This window comes from Thermoclostridium caenicola (genome assembly GCF_900142095.1).
Lineage (GTDB): Bacteria > Bacillota > Clostridia > DSM-8532 > DSM-8532 > Thermoclostridium_A > Thermoclostridium_A caenicola.
Window position 1 is genome coordinate 12,220 of record NZ_FQZP01000033.1, and the last position, 18,902, is coordinate 31,121.

Here is an 18,902-nt window from a genome sequence, read left to right on the forward strand (position 1 = left end):
CATGATCCTGGAATATATTGTTCCTGACGGTACCGGTCAGGTCAGACTGCTCAGGGTACTCGAACAGGATCTCAAGCTTTCTTCACGCCTGATCCGGCGTTTAAAGCAGCAGTCGGGCATCCTGGTCAACGGTGTTCCATACAGGACCATCGATCCGGTCAAACCGGGCGACAGGATCAGCATCGTATGGACAGAACCGGCCGGCGACAGGCTCGTGCCGGAAGAACGCCATCTGGATATCCTCTATGAAGATGACTGGTTCCTGGCCGTCAACAAGCCGGCCGGCATCGCCGTGCATCCAACCTTTAACCATCCCGCCGGCACCCTGGCCAATGCGGTGCAGTTCTACTTTCTGAAGAACGGCCTGGACATCAAGGTCAGGCCTGTGAACCGTCTTGACAGGGGCACTTCAGGGGTTACCCTTTTTGCGAAGCATACCCATGCACAGGATCGAATCATCGATCTCATGAAACAGAACAAGGTATACAAAGAGTACTGGGGTGTGGTGGAAGGCTGTTTTTCCCCGGACTCAGGCACCATTGACCTTCCCATCCAGCGAAAGCCCGGCAGCATCATGGAGCGCTGGGTACACCCTCTCGGCGAGAGAAGCGTGACCCATTACAGGACCCTCAGGGTTTTCAAAGACCGGAGCCTGGTCCAGTTTGTTCTGGAAACAGGCCGGACACACCAGATTCGGGTTCACTGCAAAGCCTGCGGCCACCCCATCCTGGGGGACTGGCTTTACTCGGACAAGCCCGTACCGCAAACCGACCGGCATGCCCTCCACTCCCGAATTCTGCGTTTTGAGCATCCCGGCACGGGAAAACTGACAGAAATAACAGCTCCTGTCCCGGATGACTTCAAAGCCTTCCTGGAGCAGGAGCCGGATGAACCGTAAACGCAGCTTCGCCAGGCTTATTTGAACAGCTGACGCCTGTCGATGACGCGCTTTGCCTTACCTTCGCTTCTCTGGATGGTCTTGTGTTCAACCAGGCGCACCTTGGCGCTGATGCCCAGGGTGGATTCAATATCTTCCCTGATACGCCTTTCCAGTGCTTCCAGCTTTCTGACCTCGTCGGAGAACAGGCCGTTGGTCACTTCGATCTGGATCTCCATGATATCCAGGTTGTCCTTCCGGTCCACTATGATCATGTAGTGGGGCTCAACTTCGGAATATTTCAGCAGGACAGACTCAACCTGGGAAGGAAATACGTTCACACCCCTGATGATCAGCATGTCATCGGAACGGCCCGTCACCTTGAACATCCTTGGGCTGGTCCTTCCGCAGGCACATTTATGCCAGTCCAGTATGGTCAGATCCCGGGTTCTGTAGCGGATCAGCGGTAAGGCTTCCTTCGTGATGCAGGTGAAAACCAGTTCTCCCTTTGAACCGGGCGGAAGCACTTCTTCCGTGACAGGATCGATGATTTCAGGGATGAAATGATCCGCCATAATATGCAAGCCATTTTTTTCCTCGCATTCCATGGCCACACCCGGACCGATGATCTCGCTCAGGCCATAGATGTCATAGGCTTTAAGCCCCAGCCGCTCCTCGATCTGCTGGCGCATTTCCTCCGTCCAGGGTTCGGCACCGAATATGCCTAGCCTGAGGCAGAGTTCTTCCTTTTTCACGCCCATCTCAGCCATCTCGTCCGCGATATAGAGCGCATAGGACGGTGTGCAGCAAAGGACGGTTGCTTTGAAATCTCTCAGGAGCTCAACCTGGCGCCTGGTATTGCCGCCCGAAACGGGAATGACTGTCGCGCCAACCCTTTCCGCCCCGTAATGGAGCCCCAGACCGCCGGTAAAAAGGCCATAGCCGTATGCGACGTGCACGATATCCTTGCTGGTCACCCCCACATTGGTGAGCGAACGCGCCATGCACTCGGACCAGGTATGAATATCGTTTTCCGTATACCCCACCACGGTCATCTTGCCGGTGGTTCCCGAAGAAGCATGCACCCTGACCACCTGATCCATGGGGACCGCAAAAGTTCCGAACGGGTAATTGTCACGCAGATCGGTCTTGTATGTAAACGGAAGCTTTTTCAGATCTTCAACCCCGTTGATGTCATCGGGAGTGACCCCTGCGCGCTTCATCTTCTCGGCATAGTAGGGCACATTCCTGTACACCCTTTCAATGGTCGCCTTTAGCCTTTCTCCCTGAAGCTTCTTCAATGCTTCCAGGTCCATGGTTTCAATGTCGGCGTTCCAGTAGCCTGCCATTTCATACCCCTCCACTTATCCATATTCTTTCCGCCAAGACATGCCGATACAGGTTCGGCCCGTTGCTGTAACGGTGTATTAAAAAAGCCCTTCGTCCTCCTATGGGACGAAAGGCTTAGAGCTTTCCGCGGTACCACCCAAATTTACTGTGCAAGACAGTACACTCAATCCGGTACGGGACACCATGGTCCGATACCTTCCTCCAGTAACGCGGAGAGACGCACCAGCCTACCACTGCCGCTTCAGCTGATGAGCTCGGGAGCGAACTTCGGTATGGGCTGCGTGAGGGTGCTTTCAGTCTGGGCAACCCCTCCCTGGACACGCTGAGGTATCACACATACCTACTTTTCTCCGTCATTGCTTGATTATTTTTTGGTTAATTTTATCACCAACAGCGGGGAGTGTCAATACCTCCCTTGAAATAACCTGCCGTCGCAGTCCCGGAAGAAAGATTTTAAAAACCTCCCGAATCCGGGAGGTTTATCCTTTAGAACCAGCTTCCCATGGCATCCTGGTCAAGATAATACTTTCCTTTGATCTTGACGACCGGGATGTAGTCGTCTTCATCTTCCATGGTGACCTTAACCTCGTAATATGTAACGTCGCCGTCCTTGTCCACTTCTTCAGCCTTGCCGACCTTTATCTTGCTTCTCCAGTTTTTGCCGTACTCATCGGTCAGGATTTCATCCAGCATCTCAAGCTGATCCTTCATCATATCGTCATCAACAAATTCCCGCAGCATTTCGGCCACATCTTCTTCGAAGCAATTATAGAACTTCTTGACGTCCTGCTTATCAATGGCATCGAAGAATGCGTTTACAACACTGCTGGCGCCTCCGCCGCCGCAGCCTGTCATGGTGATGGCAAAAACCAGTACCATCATCACAGAGACTGCCACGGTCAGTCTTTTTTTGGTTGTCTTCATGATAAATCCTCCTTAAAATTAAATCAGTCACCCGTGAGCGGGCATTTACCAAAATTGCATATGCCTGATCCTGGAAAGTCAATCGTCAAATTGCTTTTAACGACGCATTTTCAGGACAAAGCCAATAAAAAGCCCTTCCATATGGGGGCTGCCTGACCAGATCAGAAATCGGAATAGTCTTCGTGTATGTAGTACCTGTCCTTGTCATCCTTCTTGATGTAAAGGTATTCGTGAAATTCGCCGTCAATTTCTATCTCGACCTTGTATGCACCTCTTGTGGATGCGCGTTCCCTGGAGCCGGGCTTAACATCCTTGAGCCAGCCTCTGCCGTAATAATCATCCATCTCTTCCTTCATTTCTTCAAGTTTTTCCTTGATGAAATCCTTATCCTTCTTCAGATCCTTCTGGGCATCCTTGTCAAACAACTTAATCATGGCGTTCACATCTTTATTGTAAACAGCCTCGTAATAAGCGCGGGCCAGTTCCTTGTATTCCTTGTATCCGCCGCCACCTCCGCCGAAAATGAGCACTGCAAGGATAATGACAGCAGCAACAGCAGCAATGGCAATGAATATGCTGTTATTCTTTTTCTTGGGTGATTCGGAACCGGAAACAGTCACCGGAGCGGATTGCTGCGCTTCTGCGGACGGTGTGGTTGCCGATACCGGAGCGCTTGTTACAGTCTGCTGTTCAACAGCAGGTTCGCGAGCAATTTTAGCGCCGCATGCCGTGCAAAAGGATGCACTGTCGGCAACTTCTTTCCCACAATTGGTACAGAACATTCAAAAAACCTCCTCATCCACACTGACTATCTATATGCAAAAATTGCCTCATTAGCACTGATTATATCGTCATACCCAAACAGTGTCAACATAAGGCCGCATCGGAAGGACTTGTCAACGCAGTTATGCCTGAAGGGACATAGCGTCTGACCGGCATTCCGGTGTGAAATCGGTCATTCTGCCTTCAAACAGCTTCCTGAGTCCCGGTATGCCGGGAATATCGTCAGGTCTGACAAGGGGCAAGGGTTTGGGAAAAGTATAGATCCCGGCTTCATGGAGGACGTTGGCAACAAATTCGGAGCATGTATGGCGGTTTTCAACCACGAACGCCTTATTCAGGACGACGCCGAAAAAACCCAGGAAATTATACTTGTATTTCATGGCATCCTTTCTGTACCTGTCCAGGAGCCTGACCGTATTCCGGTACACCTCGTCTTCCACGGGCAAGGCATAAATGACGCATTCCGTGTCGGGATAATATTTAAACATGCCCTCATTGAGCACTTCCCTGATGAACCCGGCAATCAGCGGAAAGTACCTCACACGCCGGGCAAAGCTGTAAAACTCCCTGATCTCCGGATCAATGCTGATGGAGACATGGTTGTATTTTGCTCCGGTATACAGCCTGATGGATTTCGAGACCAGGGTGCCAAGCTGGGAAAGCATGATATAGATCTCTTTCATGTTATCCCCTCTGAAAAAAATTTTTGATTCGTCCACTTTCTCCTAATTATACAACATTACGGACAGATTCGATATCTCCTGCAGGCATTTTGTCGTTGGAAGGCCCATATAGCCACATTCCGGCCGGCCTGGTATAATGGTAGCAGACTTTTGCCCGAGTTCACGGTATTTATTTCCAGGCAATGTATTTTATTCAGGAGGTTTTCATGAAACGCAGATTACTTTTGCTCGTTCTGATCCTGACCGTCCTGTCCCTCTGCTTCGGTGCATGTACGGTTAAGGTGCATCAAAGCCTGCCCGAGACGGGTAGCGTTTTCATGTGGGAGGTAAAAGCCAAAGAGGGCGACGGAAAGCTTTACCTGCTTGGCTCCATTCATGTGGGCTATGACGGGCTGTACCCCCTTAATCCGGTTATTACTAACGCCTTTGAACAATCGGATGTTCTGGCCGTTGAATGCGATACCATTGCAGCCCTTGAGCGTCCGGACTATCTGAAACTTGCAGAGAAGCTTTTGTACACCGACGGAACCACCATCAGGGATCATATTCCCGAAGAGCTCTACCAAAAGACCGATGAACTGCTGCGGGAGAAAGGACTTTCCATCGAGTTTTTCTCCAACGCAAAACCCATAGCCCTGTCGCAGACCATTTTGGCCCTCTTTATGGGAGATTGGGGCTATTCCGCCGAGAAGGGGCTTGATATCCATTTCATGACCCTGGCCAGGGAAAAGGGTATGGACATCGTTGAAATAGAATCGGTTGAGTTCCAGTACGATTTGCTGGGCGGTTTCCCGGATGAAATTCAGGTTCTCGATCTGAAGACGACAGTGGAAGAAATCGACACCTGCAAAGAGGAACTGGATACCATGTTCAAATATTGGCTGGCTGGCGATGTTGAAAGTTTTGAGGCATTCGTCTTCCAGGAGACTGAAAACCTGACACCCGAGGAGAAGGAACTGGCCCGGGAGTATGACAGGAAGATGCTGGATGACAGGAATTACCACATGGCAGACAAGGCCGAAGAATACCTGAAAACAGGAAAAACTACCTTCTATGTGGTCGGATCCGCCCATATGGTTGGAGAAACCGGTATCGTCAAGCTGCTCAGGGAAAGAGGCTACAAGGTCGTTCAGAAATAGGTTTATCCGGCCTGGCATGAGCCGGTTATTCGGCCGTTCCATTCATGGAGCCGCGGTCTTAGGAGGCGGGAGGTGAACATTTAAAGCACCTCCCGCCTTAATCAAATCAGGACCACTTCCTCGAAAGCCGCCCTGCTGGCAGCCGGAAACCCGTTGCATGCAAAATAATACAATCCCTTCGCAGGACACGCCAGATTGGCATAAACCGTTCCCGAATCCCCCAGATTCTGCTCCACCTCGGGATCGGCAAGAACACGGATCAGGTCACGACAGGGATTCTCAATCTTCATGGCTGCCAGAAGGCTTTCCATTCTATTGAGACGATTGACGGACGAAGGATCACCGTTAAAGAATCCTGCGGGTACCGGCGTGGCCACATAATGGTTGGCTCCCGCTATGTAGGGCTTGCCGCCCTGTCTTTTCACATAGCCTTTGCAGGTGCATTCATACACCGCATAGGTGTTGCTTTTACCGTCAACGACAAACAGGCACATGCCGCTGTCCCTTGGAAAAGCCTGCAGGAGTTTTTCGATCTCCCCGATATGGCTGCAGCTCTCCAGGGCCATGCGGACAAAAACAAAAGACGGTATGGCCTTTTCGTCCGGGTCCGGCATATCCCATGCAGGAAGGCGGTTGCAGTGCACCCAGAGTTTGCGGCTGTTATAACCCGTCAGCGAAAACAAGGCCCCTTCCTGCCCGAAAAGCACCACGGGGATGCGGGCTTCCTTCTCAATGATGGTGACGCTGCGCCACAAACCCGGCCCGGCATGGTCGTAGTTCCTGCCCACCCAGGCGGCATCCTCCAGGCAGATGATAAAGCCTGTGCAGCCGCCGGCAATGTACCGTTCACTGTATAGCCACTGGGCGATGCGCTCCAGTTTGACGCCCGAACCGTATGCCAGGCTTTCCACTTCAACCAGGTATTCCTCCGGCAGTTTTTCCAGCCATGCGGAGGCCTCCTGCTTCATTCTGTCGAAATCCAGATGATATGCCCTGTCCACGGCCTTGAGGAAATGATCGATGATCGCCCTCAGCCGCCCTTTCAGCTGGCAGCCGAGGTGCAGGCCGATTTCACAGCCATTACCCTTGACCTTTTGGATCTGGTAACCTTTCAATGCCATCTCCCTCCCCCATATTCATATGCGAATCGGGCAATAAAAGAATGTAAAAAAAAGGCGTTCCCCCTCCGCAGGCCGGAAGGAAACGCCTTTTACCGGTTTGAACAGGGCTTTTTTATCTCATCGTGATCAGGACAACCTTGCCGCCAAAGTTGATGGGCTTGTCAAGATAGACCGATATATACCGATGGTTATCACCCTTGACGATATCGGACGTGCCGGTTGTTTTCCATGTTTCGCCGTCATATTTCAGAATGGTGATGTCGCTGCGGAAACTGTAGGTAACCCCCCTTATCCTGATTCGCGAAGAATCCACCGCATCCACCATGGTGCTGACTACTGCTGCCGTTATGGATTTATCCACGCCGGTGATCTCCTGGCCGTTGAACTTGACCCGCAAAACCTGCCCCACATGGTAGTTGCCCTCTGCATAGGAGTAGATGTAATTCTTGCCCCCGATCATGATGGTGGCAGTATGGATGGCCGTTCCGGCCATGGGGTTGTAGGTTGAACTGATCTGGGTCACCAGGCCATAGGCCACCCCCTGGTCCAGGATGTTGTCAAGATAGAGCACATCAATATCCTGGAAATCCCCGGTCTTGCGCATGTACAGCACTTTGCCGGACTGGATGTAGCCGCCGGGCAGATCGGACCATTTGAGAACCGAAGCCACGCTGTCGGTGCCGTAAATATTATCGATCATATTGAAGATGACCACATCATTGGTAACGGTGGAATTATCCAGCATGCGGTTGTCCTTGTCGATGCGCACGGTGCCGTAACTCTCGTATTCGAGCCTGGTCAGTTTGACCGTATCGTAATCGTCCTGCTTTTTGCCGGTCTTGATGATCGCATAGCGTGCAATCCTGCCTTTTTGCTCGATTTCGCTCTGCTCGGTCAGATAGGTCTTCTTTGAGCCGTCGGCATGGAGCAGGGTGACATAATGGCGTTTCCTGCCATAATCCTCTATCTCCGTGGAGGGTTTGTCGTAGGCGTTGAGGACCAATACGAAATCCCTGTTGTCGGAATCGCCTTCCAGGATGATATCCACCGCCTGGCCATTGCCGTCCAGAAGAACCTTGGCCCGCTGATCGACCTGCAGGCCACCCTGTCCGGTGATCTTCTCAATGGGGAAATCATCCGACAGCGGATAGCTGACGCCGTCCACCTCGATGAACCTGGGAGAGATCTTGCTGGGCAGTATGGCCGTGATTTCTCCCGATACGCTGTTGGCATGGATGACCACATAGGCATGGTCTCCCCATATGTCGGTCACTTCGTAAACCACATCCTCGGCTTCGATCTGCGCGGGGGAAATATATTTCCCATCCCTGTCGATGGTCTTTCCGCCATAGAGGTTTTCCAGCATGCCGGGGGTCATGCCCGGGGTAATCACCCTGGGTTGTGAGTAGACAGGATCAAACAGAACGCCGTAGCCGGTACCATCCTTCCTGGTTCCTATGACCAGGGAAGAATTGGTCCTGATGTTTGCCATGACCATGTCAAGGCTCGATGGGGCAGCCTGGTAGTACCAGGTTACGTTTGAAGGGAGGTATTCGGTTTTCCCGTCATGGGTCAGGATTTTACCGGATGCGACGTATTTTACCGAAAGCTCCCTGTAATTGAGGCCCGCCTGGGCCAACTGCGTGATTTGGCCGTCCCTGAACCGGGCGATATATTGCCTGCCCGCCTGGGGTATGGCCAGGGAGGGCTCCAGGTAGAACACGCCGATATCGGTTACAATTTTTCTCTCATCGGCATTTTTGTTGACAAAGTTGTTTTCAAGGATGATCATGCGCCTGTAGACGCTGACCGTGTCGATAAATTCCCGTGAATCGCCGAAAACCTTCGCGGAAAGCAGCCTGTCCACCATGACGGCGGCCTGGCCGCGGGTTACAGCCTTGTTTGCCGAATAGCTGATGCCATCCAGGATGCCCAGGTTGGCCATCAGGTTCACATAATTGTCAGGATAGCTTCCGGCCAGATTATAGTCCTTATAGCGCAGAAGCTTGCCGAAGATCTCGGATATTTCAGCAAAAGTTACATCCGCTTCGGGATGAAACCGCCCATCGGCTCTGGCACGCATATATCCCAGCTTCACCGCTGCACCGATGTATCCGGCAGACCACCTGGATGGGGCCACATCGGGAAAGAGGTTTGCATTCCTGTAAAGGGATATTTTATCTTCGTGGCCGTTCAGCAGGATAACAACCGTGGCCAGTTGCTCCCGGGTTAAAGCCTTTTCCAGTTCCATCCTTTCCGGTTCAGTCCGGGAGAAGATCCCCAAATCCATCAATCGCTGCATACTTTGGGCATAAGCCGGTTCGGACGCGTTTGCCGCGGCAGCCGGAAAGGGTATGTACAGCCCGGTAGCAAGCAGCGTTACAGCCAAAAAAAACATGAACATTTTTTTCATGGCGAATCCTCCTGTTTATCCAGTAAGCATCAATCCTGTCGCCGGCAGCAGCCGGGTGCGGCCTGTCCACATGGCAGGAACAACACCACCGGCTGTTGAGGGTCCCGTCATCCCAAAAGGCTTACGACGCCGTTTGGGCTCCCGTTCTATAATACATCATGCAAAAAGAAAAAGTCTGATGCAAGTCCAAAGTCTGCGCGCTTCCCGCGGGTATAAAAGCAGCCATACTGGTCATGATAATCACGAACCATGAAGGATATGGTTTCGTCGGCAGCATAAGGACTTCGCTGGAGGTGCGAGATGAAAAACAGAAGATGGCGTTTGGCAAGGAAGATTGTGTTTCTGTCCCTGATCGTCCTTTTAGGCATTTTTACCGCCCTGTCGGGAAGATTCGTTCTTTCGGTCAGGCCTCCGTCAGGCAATCCCACCCTCGAAAACGCCTGGAACAATCCTGGTCAGAACCGCCAATCAGCCGCTTCTGTCAACAGCCCGGGCATCGGTTTCAATCCGGTGGCAGCGGAGCCTGAAGCGACCATGACGAAAAGCCCACCTGCCACAGGGCAGGTTTCCGCGGGGTCTGCCGCTGAGCCCGGTCCTGCTTCCGATGAAATCTACTATTTTCTCCTGGCAGGATTCGATGCGGCCTATGCCAATACGGACACCATCCTGCTGACCGGTCTGAACATCACCGACAAGACCATCCATGTACTGAACATTCCCCGTGACACCATGAGCGGGTCCGATCGGTTCAACAGGAAAATCAGCGCCGCCTGGGAGCAGGGCGGCATTTTGCAGCTTGAAAAAGAGGTGGCCGACCTGACCGGGATCATGGTCAACCGCTTCATTCTGACAACCCTTGAAGGTATGGAAAAGATGCTCCTCGCGCTAGGCGGCGTTGAGGCACTCCAGCTTGCACGGTACGGGAGCGGCTATCGCGGCGGAGATTCGGGGCACACCTCCACGCAGCAGGAGCTGATCGCGACCATTGCCACGCAAACGCTGCGTTCTGCGGACATGGGCAAGCTGGCTGAGTTGGCAGGCTTGGCCCAGAAGCATTTTGAAACAGATCTGACCATGGGTGAGATACTGTGGCTTGCAGAGACCTTAAAGAACATATCCTTTGAAGATATCCGCTTTTACGCACTGCCGGGACGGTTCGGGACCGTGGACGGCCTTTCTTACTGGCTTCCCGACAAGGAGGCTATCGCAGCGTTAATGCAGGAGTTCCGATGAACTGATTTCCATCCATTTTTCATACAGCGACTCCAGATTTTCCGACAGGGCATCCTTTTCGGCCAGCAGCGCTTCCAGTTTCACATAGTCTGCGGCATTTTGCTGCATCTCCTGCTCTATTTCCTGCAGACGCATCTCCGTTTCGGATATCTCAGCCTCAACGGCAGCCAGCTTTTTCGCCAAAGCTTTCGGGGTGGACTTTCTGCTCCTTTCCTGCTTCGGCTTTTCCGCTTTCACGCTTTCTGAAGCGGCACGCTTCTTCTCTTCCTCAATAGCCCGCTTGTATTCCCTGAAGGATTCGTAATCCCCGTCAAAAAACAGAAGCTTCCCGCCCTCCAGTTCGCAGACCGAAGAGGCAAATTTCCGAATAAAATAACGGTCATGGGACACAAACAGGATGGTTCCCTCGAAGGCGTCCAGCGCTTCTTCTATCCACTCCCTGGACTGGATATCCAGATGGTTTGTGGGCTCGTCCAGGATCAGAAAGTTCACCTGCTGCTGCATGAGCAGGCACAGCTTCAGCCGGCTCCGTTCCCCGCCGGACAGGCTGTCCACTGTCTTGAACACATCCTCGCCCCTGAACATGAATCCGGCAAGGATGTTCCTGGCTGTTCCTTCATCGGTGATGAGCGCATGGCGCATGGTGTCCAGAACCGTCATGCCGGGGTTACCGAACACCACCTGCTGGGGAAGATAGCCCACCTTGACGCTTGCGCCGAGCCTGACAATACCCGCATCAGGGACCAGTTCCCCGTTTATGAGCCTGAGCAGGGTGGTCTTGCCGCTGCCGTTGTTACCGACCAGGGCCAGCCTGTCATTTCTCTTAATCAGAAGATCCACCCCGTTCAGGATGGGGGTGTTGCCAAAGCTGAAGGTTACACCCTTGATCAGCACCACATCCGAGCTTGAAAAATCCTCGGCCTTAAACCCTTTTGTAATCCTTGGCTCAACCTTTGGCCTGGGCGTGCTGTCGCGTTTCATCCTCTCAATGCGTTTTTCCATGCTGAAGGCCCGACGGTGTATCTTGGCGGAATCCGATCGGTTGGCCCATTCATGCATGCGCTTCACGGCCGCCTCCAGCTGGCGGATCTTCTTTTGCTCCTGTTCGTAATGCCTGAGCTGCTCCAGCCGCTTCTGCTCCTTCAGCATGACATATTTGCTGTAGTTGCCGTCGCAGCTTAAGGCCAGGCCATCCTCCAGCTCAATGATCCGCTTGACCACCCGGTCCAGGAAATACCGGTCATGGGAGATCACCACCACCGTGCCTTTATAGGTCTGAAGGTATTCTTCCAGCCATTCCACGGACCGGATATCCAGGTGATTTGTAGGCTCGTCCAGGAGCAGGACATGGGGATCCATCAGGATGATGCGGGCCAGGTTGACCCGGGTTTTTTCGCCCCCGCTCAACGCGGAAAACAGTTTACCCTGCATTTCCTGGCTTATATCCAGCCCGGTGCATACTTTTTTGATGCGCGTTTCAATCTCGTAGCCGCCCCGTGACTCAAACTCCGACAGCAGAGCGCCGTATCTTCCCATGACAGATGCTTCCGGGTTTTCGGCCAATTGCGCCTGAAAGGCATCAATGCTCTTTTTGAGCGTCCGCAAATCCTCGAAGGCCGAGTCGATGACCTGATAGACCGTCGCATCGGCGGGGTATTCGGGGATCTGATCCAGGACGCCGATTCTTAAGCCTTTCGCTATCTGCATTTCGCCCTTGTCATAGGTTTCCTCGCCGGAGAGAATTTTGAACAGCGTGGTCTTCCCTGCGCCGTTTTTCCCGATAAGCCCGACTTTCGTGCCGTCGTAGATCTCCAGGGAGACGCCGCGCAGGACATGCTGTGTGCCGTAGTATTTATGAATATCCTTAAGAATTATATCTGCCATGTTGTCATTCCTTTCATCCTGCTGTCCGGCCGGTTCACCCTTCTGTCATCATGCATCCTGAACCGACGAGACGGCCTCATCCATGATGGACAGCGTGTTTTTCACGACCCTGTCCAGCCCGTGATCCTTCGGTTCCCCGGTCTGGAAATGGGCGCATATCGGGCAATCACCGCTATCGTGATAGTTCTGGCCGGACGTTGCAATCCATCGGGCTATTTCATTCTCAATACCCAATGCCACCCCATAGCCCAGGAGCGCCGGGCAGGAACGCATCCATTCCGGAAGCGCATCTCTCGTCAGAGTCCTTTTTCTGATCCGAAGCCGGATGGTTTTCCATATCCGGTGTTGTTCCGTTCCATATTCGGTATGCTTTCTGATACGCAGCGAATAAGTCAGCAGCAGAAAGCCCGAAGGCAGGATCAGATAGCCCATGGCCACCGAAAAGGCTATGGGTATGAAAAGTCCCAGGAACAGCAGCAGAACGCCGGAAACGATACCAAAGTTCCGGTATTTGACGATACTGCCGTCCAGAATATTCTTGCCATGGTAGGCTTCCTTTACCCTGAGAACCCATCCGTCAAAGGCAGCCTTCAGCGTCCCGGCCTTCTCTTCGGAATCCATGAACCCGAGAAGCTGGATAGGATCAAACTCATGGTTGGATGGGGATAATCCGGTCATCCACTCAATAAAATAGCTGTCAGCCTGGTTCAGTAAGAGGTTCCCTGGCCTGCCCGGCAACACAAAGGTGAACCGGACCTTGTTATCCAGGCCTCTTCTTGTTCCCAGGCCGATAACCCCCCTGGCTGTCAGCTCCATCAGCTTACCCAACATGGCCCTGGCGCCTGTCCTTCCATTGGCAACCAGCATCCTGACCTCCGCGGGGTCCAGCCTGTCGATATCCCGGAACACGTCGGGTATGGGCTTCTTTTTATGGTGCCGCAGCTTTTTCTGCATGAAGAGAATATAGTATGCGGCTGCAAGGGTCAAAATAATCGAAAGGATGCTGAGCGCGTTTCTCGCCCGCAGTCTCATACGCTCATAATAGGCCTTTTGGCCGGCCCTCCTGGCCGCGTTTTCCCTGGCCTCCAGCAAATCCGCCTTGTCGCTTGCCTGGTATTCCATCTCTTCGGCGATGATTCTGCTGCGGTTGGGCGAGTCATCGGTTACAGGACAGTCCGGAACCTGGCTCTGGGGGAAAATGATACGGGTTTCCACATACTCGCCGGGCACCGTATCCGGCACGTTGAAATTGACGATCTGGCTGTAGATCAGCTCCTTCGCACCGACAAAAACACCGTGGAACCAGAATGCGATCTCATCGGATCCGGCGGGTTCCGGAAGCCTGACAGCAATATTGATACTGGAAATGCGGGTTTCCCAAAGCTTCGGTATATGGGTTCGCTGGTACTCAGCCACATCCCGGTAGCGTCTGATCGCGTTTTTCACCTTGTAATAGATGGTCACCGAGCCAAAGCTCCTGTAAAATGAGCCATAAATCTTCAGCTTGACATGATCCGGTTCATCGATGACGCTGTAGGTTCCGGTAAAGACCTCCGCATCCCACTGCCCGGCCATCAGGCGCTTGCATTCGATCAATTTGTCCTTGCGCTGCATGTAGACATGGTTGATCTCTATTTCCTCGCCTTCATTCCTGGCAATGGGGATCATGATGTTGTTGAACCCGTCATAAAAGGTAAAATCGATTTTCTCCCTGACGTCCGCGGATCCATCCCGGTTTAGGACCACAGTCACATCATAGGCCGCCACTTTATACTCATCGTCCGTTTCGGCAAGGGACGGCACGGCTGTCCAATTATGAAACACCATCACCATTATCAGGGTTATGATACTGATGCCCAGTCGGCTTCTCTTCAACGGGCGACCCCCCAAAACATTTATTCAATGGCGCCTGTCCGGCCCCTGATAATCGCCCTGAGAGAGTTAAAAAGGGGCCGGTAATCGGCAATCAGCAGGGTGGGGGCAACAATGGCGGCCCGGTAACGATAGTAGGTCTCCCCCACATCCTCGCAGATCAGGGCATTGATCAGGCTGTAGGATACGATGAACGCCAGAAGTCCCAGCAGATAAGGGTTCCATTCCAAAATGGCATGGATGATGCCGAAGATGGCAATCACCAGGCAGAGATACCACAGGAGCTGCTCAATCTTCACGGCGGTTATGGCAAACGCGTTCCCGCTGATATCCGAAATTCTGCTGACCTTTTCCATATGAGGCTGGGTCAGGAATCCGTTGATGGCCTCAGGAATATCCTTACTCATGATGATCTTGAAAATGGAGCCCAGCTCATCGCTGATATTCTCGTCGCCGCCTTCGCTTCTGTCCAGCGGGAGGGCATGGTAGCCATCCATCTGGACCAGGATGGTGGTATAGGTCACCACGATGCAGGTTATCAGGATCATGACACCGAAGATAAGCGACATTCTTCTCTTGGTTTTCAGATAATGGATGGCAAGCCCTACCAGGATGCCGCCGCCCAGGGTGTACAGCATGTAGATCCTGAGCAGCGTGCTGATCCAGAGCAGGATGCAGACCAATACCATATGGATAACGGTCCTGACCGGGACTCCATTCCGTTCCTGCAGCACCTTCTGAACCAGGTACCAGATCAGAAGGATGATGAAAAAGGTAACCGATTCCTTCCGGGTATCGGTTGTCCACACAATCATGCTGGGCATGAAAATATAAGCCAGGCTGATGGCTGCCGATTTGCCCCAGGTAAATTTAAGGGCATGGGCAATCCTGAAAAGTACAAACCCGGACATGACGGAGATGAACACATTGACAAAGGAGGCCGCGTAGCGGTTGACACCAAAAACGGCATATTGCATCCCCATCAGGACGGTGTACCATGTATATTTGTATTGAACCGCCCATATCGGGGTTCCCGATTTGAGCTGTTCCGCAACGTTTTTGGCCACTTCATGGTAGATCAGGCCATCGGTACCTGCCGCCTCTGTCCCGCCCTTGTACATATAATAAACGAGGGCATAACGGCAAAGCATGCTGACAACGGCCGCCGCAACATACGCCGTCCTGTACTTGTGGGCAGGCAGAACCACTGTCCCGATATAGGCTGTTATGGCCGCCAGCAGAACCATCCAAACGATATTCTCAAATAATGGCGACAATTTGATCCTTCCCTGTCACGGGCATTGTCATGAGGGAAATGCCCGGGATATCAATGATGGAACAGCCTCAGTCCGGTGAAGCACATGACCATGCCGTATTCGTTGCAGGCACGGATTACATCTTCATCACGGGTTGAGCCTCCTGGCTGCGCCACGAACTTAACACCGCTCTTGGCCGCCCTGTCAATATTGTCCCTGAAGGGGATGAAGGCATCCGAGCCATAGGATACCTCGGTGAACTGGCTGAGCCATGCTTCTTTGTCCTTCTGGGTCAGTTTTTCGGGAACAACCTCAAAGAGTTTTTCCCATTCCTTGTATTCCATCTCGGAGATATCGTCCCTTAAGTACAGGTCAATGGCATTGTCCATTTCCGGACGCTTGACCCCTTCCCTGAAACGCAGGCCAAGAACCTGGGGATGCTGGCGCAGGAACCATGTGTCGGCCTTTGATGCGGCAAGCCTTGTACAATGGATTCTGGACTGCTGACCGGCACCGCAGCCGATGACCTGCCCGTCATAGGCAAAACAGATGGAGTTGGACTGAGTGTATTTCAACGTGATGTAGGATACCAGAAGATCACGGATGGCCGTCTCAGTCAGGTTTTTGTTTCCAGTAACAATATTGCTGAAAGTATCCCTTGTGATGACCGCATTGTTTCTCAACTGCTCAATGGTAATGCCGAAAATGTCCCGTGCTTCCATTTCGGGGGGCACATAATCGGGATCGATGCGCAGGATGACGTAGCCGCCCTTCTTCTTTGCCTTGAGCATTTCCAGGGCTTCGTTGTCATAATCCGGGGCAATAATGCCGTCGGATACCTCGCGGGAGAGCAGCTTGGCCGTGTCAACATCCACCTTGTCGCTGATGGCGGCAAAATCGCCAAAGGATGAAACCCTGTCGGCACCGCGTGCGCGGGCATAGGCGCATGCTACCGGCGAAAGCGTTTCCGCTTCAATGTGGTAAGCTTTTTTCAGGGTGTCGCTGAGCGGCAGGCCCACCGCAGCCCCCGCCGGGCTAACATGCTTGAAGGAAGCCGCCGCCGGAAGACCGGTTGCCATCTTAAGCTCCTTAACCAACTGCCAGCCGTTCAGGGCGTCCATGAAATTGATCACGCTGGGGTTTCCGTTGAGGACCGTAACGGGGAGTTCCCCCTCCCTCATATAAATGCTTGCGGGCTTCTGATGCGGGTTGCAACCGTACTTTATCTTCAAATCACGCATGATGTTATCCTCCTGTCGTGTTCTTTTTCCAAAAGTTTCAGGCTCCGTGCCGGTTGAGCATCCGGATTTCAAACTTGCCGGTCTCCACGTCGATATACTTGGCCAGCAGCGAAATCCTGTTCTCCTCGTTCAACAGGGACCAGTAGAGCTGGCAGGCTTTTTCCGGATTCTCAGGCACGGGCATGATATAGGGCTCGCCGCTGAACGACGGCAGCGGGTTTCCGTCACCCTGATAGGTATGTATGCAATGGCCGTAGCCGTACAGCGCTTTCTCGTAAAAATAGAAATGGCGCAGGCAATGTCCTTCGTCTCCGTCCTGGGATTTGAGGATGGACAAGGCATATGCCCAAGGCGCCTTAAGGTCCATAATGCCGGTAATGCGCGGCGTATAATTGGGGGCATCGGGCTCGAATGTCCTGGTCATCAGGGCTTCCTGCCACGACTTTCCGGCCTTCAGGTAATCGATGACCGTATCGGTCTGATCGCCGTTGGAAACCACATGGACATCCTGATGGTGCTTGACAGGATAATAGATGATGAGGGACGGATCGGTGAGCTTGCTTTCATCAAAAGCCCTGGTCCGCACAAAACCCGACTCCTCCTGGAAGACCCGGTTGCGGCTGTTTTCGCTGCGTCCCATGATCCAATAGATCTGAGCAAGCTTCCTGCCATCCTCCGTTGCGCCCAGCACGATGCCTCTGCCCGGATAGGCATTGCTTTTCAGGTTTGCTGCGTTCGTTTCTGCAATCTGCTTGTACATTGGTTTCTCCTTCCTTCGGACCGCAATGTCCCTATAATTCCAGAATAATCCTACCCAATTTTACATGAATCAGCAGCAGACTACAAGGGGTCAAGCCAAATGCCGGGCGGCATTGGCTTTACCCCTTTGCATACCAATAACAGGCTGGTTTAATTCAACCCTGCACGGAGCAGGGAATTCTCAATTCTTGAACAGCATACCCTTCTTCAGTTTTTCAGCTACATCCTGGCTTAGAACCTCTCCCACGATGGCATAGGCAAAGGTCAGCGCAGTGCCCGGGCCGCGGCTTGTGATGAAGTTGCTGTCTATCACCACATCGTCGAAGACTACCTGGGCGTCCAGGAGATCCTTTTCACAGCCGGGATAGCAGGTGGCCTTGAGGCCCTTCAGCAGACCAAGCTTTCCCGGGAAGGTCGGTCCGGCACAAATGGCTGCCACCCTGCCGTTATAGGAACGGTGCTTTTTAAGAAGCTCAGCCAGTTCGGCGCTCTTTTCCAGCACAGCCACACCCTGTCCGCCGGGTATAACGATCACGTCTTCCTTATCAACTGCGATATCCTTCAAAAGCTTGTCCGCCTTTACACGGACGCCCCTGGCGCTGCTCACTTCATCTTTGTCGCTGACCGACACCATGAACGTTTCAATGCCTGCCCGTCTGGCCACATCCACCACGGCCAGGGCCTCAATTTCTTCAAATCCGTCAGCCATCATAACCAGGATTTTCAAAGCAAATCACCCCTCAATACCCGATATGGTTGTCCTGGGTTTCCCCAGCCCTTATTTTAGCATTATGCCCCAGTATTGACCAGACAGACATATCGGTATTATTTACGAGTATTCCTGTAATAAAACGAAATGGACTTTGAACAAAGAAAAGGCCTCCCTGTAAAATAGAAACGTGCCAAAGCTCGTAAGTGCGGACGGCATCAAAATCTAAATTACAAAGGAGACCGTTAATATGAGAGTAACACAGAATGATAAGATCATGCAAATGAAAATTGACACAATGATCGTAGGCATAGATGTAGGGAAAGAGACCCATTATGCCAAAGCGATCGACATAAGGGGGGTTGAACTGGGGAGGCTACTGCGCTTCAGCAACGATGCAGAAGGCTATGCAAGCCTGGATAAGTGGATGAATGAGATTATGAAGCGTACAGAGAAAACTGAAGCGATAGTAGGTTTTGAGCCAACCGGGCACTACTGGTTCACACTTGCAGACCATCTCAAAGGAAGGGGGCATAAATTAGCGATAGTTAATCCATACCATGTGAAATGTACGAAGGAACTGGACGATAACAGTCCGACAAAGAATGATTTGAAAGATCCTAAGACCATAGCCATGCTGGTGAAGGACGGAAGGTAC

The 18,902-nt window shown here is 52.5% G+C and carries 16 protein-coding genes and 1 other annotated feature; of the genes, 4 read left to right on the plus strand and 12 right to left on the minus strand.

What is annotated here, in order from left to right:
- Position 1: 1 nt before the first annotated feature.
- Positions 2-898: an RluA family pseudouridine synthase gene (locus tag F3H12_RS09005; RefSeq protein ID WP_149679012.1), complete on the plus strand. Its 897-nt coding sequence runs from the start codon at positions 2-4 to the stop codon at positions 896-898.
- Between the two features lie 17 nt (positions 899-915).
- Here the strand turns inward: F3H12_RS09005 and F3H12_RS09010 are convergent, their stop codons facing one another.
- The 4 genes from F3H12_RS09010 to F3H12_RS09025 all read right to left on the minus strand — a co-directional run bounded on the left by F3H12_RS09010 (position 916) and on the right by F3H12_RS09025 (position 4,617).
- Positions 916-2,226 carry a phenylacetate--CoA ligase family protein gene (locus tag F3H12_RS09010; RefSeq protein ID WP_149679013.1) on the minus strand — a complete coding sequence of 437 codons (1,311 nt, stop codon included), beginning with the start codon at positions 2,224-2,226 and terminating at the stop codon, positions 916-918.
- Positions 2,227-2,325: 99 nt separating this feature from the next.
- Positions 2,326-2,593, minus strand: a binding site (T-box leader).
- Between the two features lie 120 nt (positions 2,594-2,713).
- Entirely contained in the window at positions 2,714-3,151 is a 438-nt protein-coding gene (locus F3H12_RS09015; protein ID WP_149679014.1) for a hypothetical protein, read from the minus strand.
- A gap of 161 nt (positions 3,152-3,312) precedes the next feature.
- A complete protein-coding gene (locus F3H12_RS09020) occupies positions 3,313-3,933 on the minus strand; it encodes a zinc ribbon domain-containing protein (RefSeq protein ID WP_149679015.1) in 621 nt (206 codons plus the stop codon).
- 123 nt (positions 3,934-4,056) lie between these two features.
- A complete protein-coding gene (locus F3H12_RS09025; protein WP_149679016.1) occupies positions 4,057-4,617 on the minus strand; it encodes a hypothetical protein in 561 nt (186 codons plus the stop codon).
- 206 nt (positions 4,618-4,823) lie between these two features.
- Here F3H12_RS09025 and F3H12_RS09030 point away from each other — a divergent pair, with 206 nt between their 5' ends.
- Complete coding sequence (locus F3H12_RS09030; protein ID WP_188118465.1) at positions 4,824-5,756, plus strand: TraB/GumN family protein; 933 nt, start codon at positions 4,824-4,826, stop codon at positions 5,754-5,756.
- Positions 5,757-5,857: 101 nt separating this feature from the next.
- On the opposite strand, the gene F3H12_RS09035 is transcribed toward F3H12_RS09030, so the two are convergent.
- Together F3H12_RS09035 and F3H12_RS09040 are read right to left on the minus strand one after the other, a co-directional pair.
- Complete coding sequence (locus F3H12_RS09035) at positions 5,858-6,877, minus strand: C45 family autoproteolytic acyltransferase/hydrolase (protein WP_149679018.1); 1,020 nt, start codon at positions 6,875-6,877, stop codon at positions 5,858-5,860.
- A gap of 112 nt (positions 6,878-6,989) precedes the next feature.
- Positions 6,990-9,290, minus strand: a complete 2,301-nt coding sequence (locus F3H12_RS09040) for an S-layer homology domain-containing protein (protein ID WP_149679019.1) — start codon at positions 9,288-9,290, stop codon at positions 6,990-6,992.
- 300 nt (positions 9,291-9,590) lie between these two features.
- Here F3H12_RS09040 and F3H12_RS09045 point away from each other — a divergent pair, with 300 nt between their 5' ends.
- Positions 9,591-10,523, plus strand: a complete 933-nt coding sequence (locus F3H12_RS09045; RefSeq protein ID WP_149679020.1) for an LCP family protein — start codon at positions 9,591-9,593, stop codon at positions 10,521-10,523.
- On the opposite strand, the gene abc-f is transcribed toward F3H12_RS09045, so the two are convergent.
- The 6 genes from abc-f to F3H12_RS09075 form a co-directional block, all read right to left on the minus strand.
- The gene (abc-f, locus tag F3H12_RS09050; RefSeq protein ID WP_149679021.1) at positions 10,503-12,407 is read right to left on the minus strand and encodes a ribosomal protection-like ABC-F family protein; all 1,905 of its coding nucleotides are present in this window, start codon (positions 12,405-12,407) and stop codon (positions 10,503-10,505) included. The genes F3H12_RS09045 and abc-f overlap by 21 nt on opposite strands.
- Positions 12,408-12,455: 48 nt before the next feature.
- Positions 12,456-14,282 (minus strand): DUF2207 domain-containing protein, encoded by a 1,827-nt coding sequence (locus F3H12_RS09055; RefSeq protein ID WP_149679022.1) that lies wholly within the window; start codon positions 14,280-14,282, stop codon positions 12,456-12,458.
- A 20-nt stretch (positions 14,283-14,302) separates the two neighbouring features.
- The gene (locus F3H12_RS09060) at positions 14,303-15,556 is read right to left on the minus strand and encodes a hypothetical protein (protein ID WP_149679023.1); all 1,254 of its coding nucleotides are present in this window, start codon (positions 15,554-15,556) and stop codon (positions 14,303-14,305) included.
- A 50-nt stretch (positions 15,557-15,606) separates the two neighbouring features.
- Positions 15,607-16,776 (minus strand): phosphoribosylaminoimidazolecarboxamide formyltransferase, encoded by a 1,170-nt coding sequence (locus tag F3H12_RS09065; RefSeq protein WP_149679024.1) that lies wholly within the window; start codon positions 16,774-16,776, stop codon positions 15,607-15,609.
- Positions 16,777-16,813: 37 nt separating this feature from the next.
- On the minus strand, positions 16,814-17,536 hold the full coding sequence (locus F3H12_RS09070; protein WP_149679025.1) for an IMP cyclohydrolase: 723 nt from the start codon (positions 17,534-17,536) through the stop codon (positions 16,814-16,816).
- Between the two features lie 180 nt (positions 17,537-17,716).
- Positions 17,717-18,262: a DJ-1 family glyoxalase III gene (locus F3H12_RS09075; RefSeq protein ID WP_149679026.1), complete on the minus strand. Its 546-nt coding sequence runs from the start codon at positions 18,260-18,262 to the stop codon at positions 17,717-17,719.
- 232 nt (positions 18,263-18,494) lie between these two features.
- Between F3H12_RS09075 and F3H12_RS09080 the strand changes: the two genes are divergently transcribed.
- A partial coding sequence (locus F3H12_RS09080; protein WP_149679027.1) for an IS110 family transposase occupies positions 18,495-18,902 on the plus strand: 408 nt, incomplete at its 3' end.

Coding starts and splice junctions, on each gene's coding strand:
- F3H12_RS09005 (WP_149679012.1), top strand. CDS start 2: ATGATCCTGGAATATATTGTTCCTGACGGTACCGGTCAGGTCAGACTG.
- F3H12_RS09010 (WP_149679013.1), bottom strand. CDS start 2,226: ATGGCAGGCTACTGGAACGCCGACATTGAAACCATGGACCTGGAAGCA.
- F3H12_RS09015 (WP_149679014.1), bottom strand. CDS start 3,151: ATGAAGACAACCAAAAAAAGACTGACCGTGGCAGTCTCTGTGATGATG.
- F3H12_RS09020 (WP_149679015.1), bottom strand. CDS start 3,933: ATGTTCTGTACCAATTGTGGGAAAGAAGTTGCCGACAGTGCATCCTTT.
- F3H12_RS09025 (WP_149679016.1), bottom strand. CDS start 4,617: ATGAAAGAGATCTATATCATGCTTTCCCAGCTTGGCACCCTGGTCTCG.
- F3H12_RS09030 (WP_188118465.1), top strand. CDS start 4,824: ATGAAACGCAGATTACTTTTGCTCGTTCTGATCCTGACCGTCCTGTCC.
- F3H12_RS09035 (WP_149679018.1), bottom strand. CDS start 6,877: ATGGCATTGAAAGGTTACCAGATCCAAAAGGTCAAGGGTAATGGCTGT.
- F3H12_RS09040 (WP_149679019.1), bottom strand. CDS start 9,290: ATGAAAAAAATGTTCATGTTTTTTTTGGCTGTAACGCTGCTTGCTACC.
- F3H12_RS09045 (WP_149679020.1), top strand. CDS start 9,591: ATGAAAAACAGAAGATGGCGTTTGGCAAGGAAGATTGTGTTTCTGTCC.
- abc-f (WP_149679021.1), bottom strand. CDS start 12,407: ATGGCAGATATAATTCTTAAGGATATTCATAAATACTACGGCACACAG.
- F3H12_RS09065 (WP_149679024.1), bottom strand. CDS start 16,776: ATGCGTGATTTGAAGATAAAGTACGGTTGCAACCCGCATCAGAAGCCC.
- F3H12_RS09070 (WP_149679025.1), bottom strand. CDS start 17,536: ATGTACAAGCAGATTGCAGAAACGAACGCAGCAAACCTGAAAAGCAAT.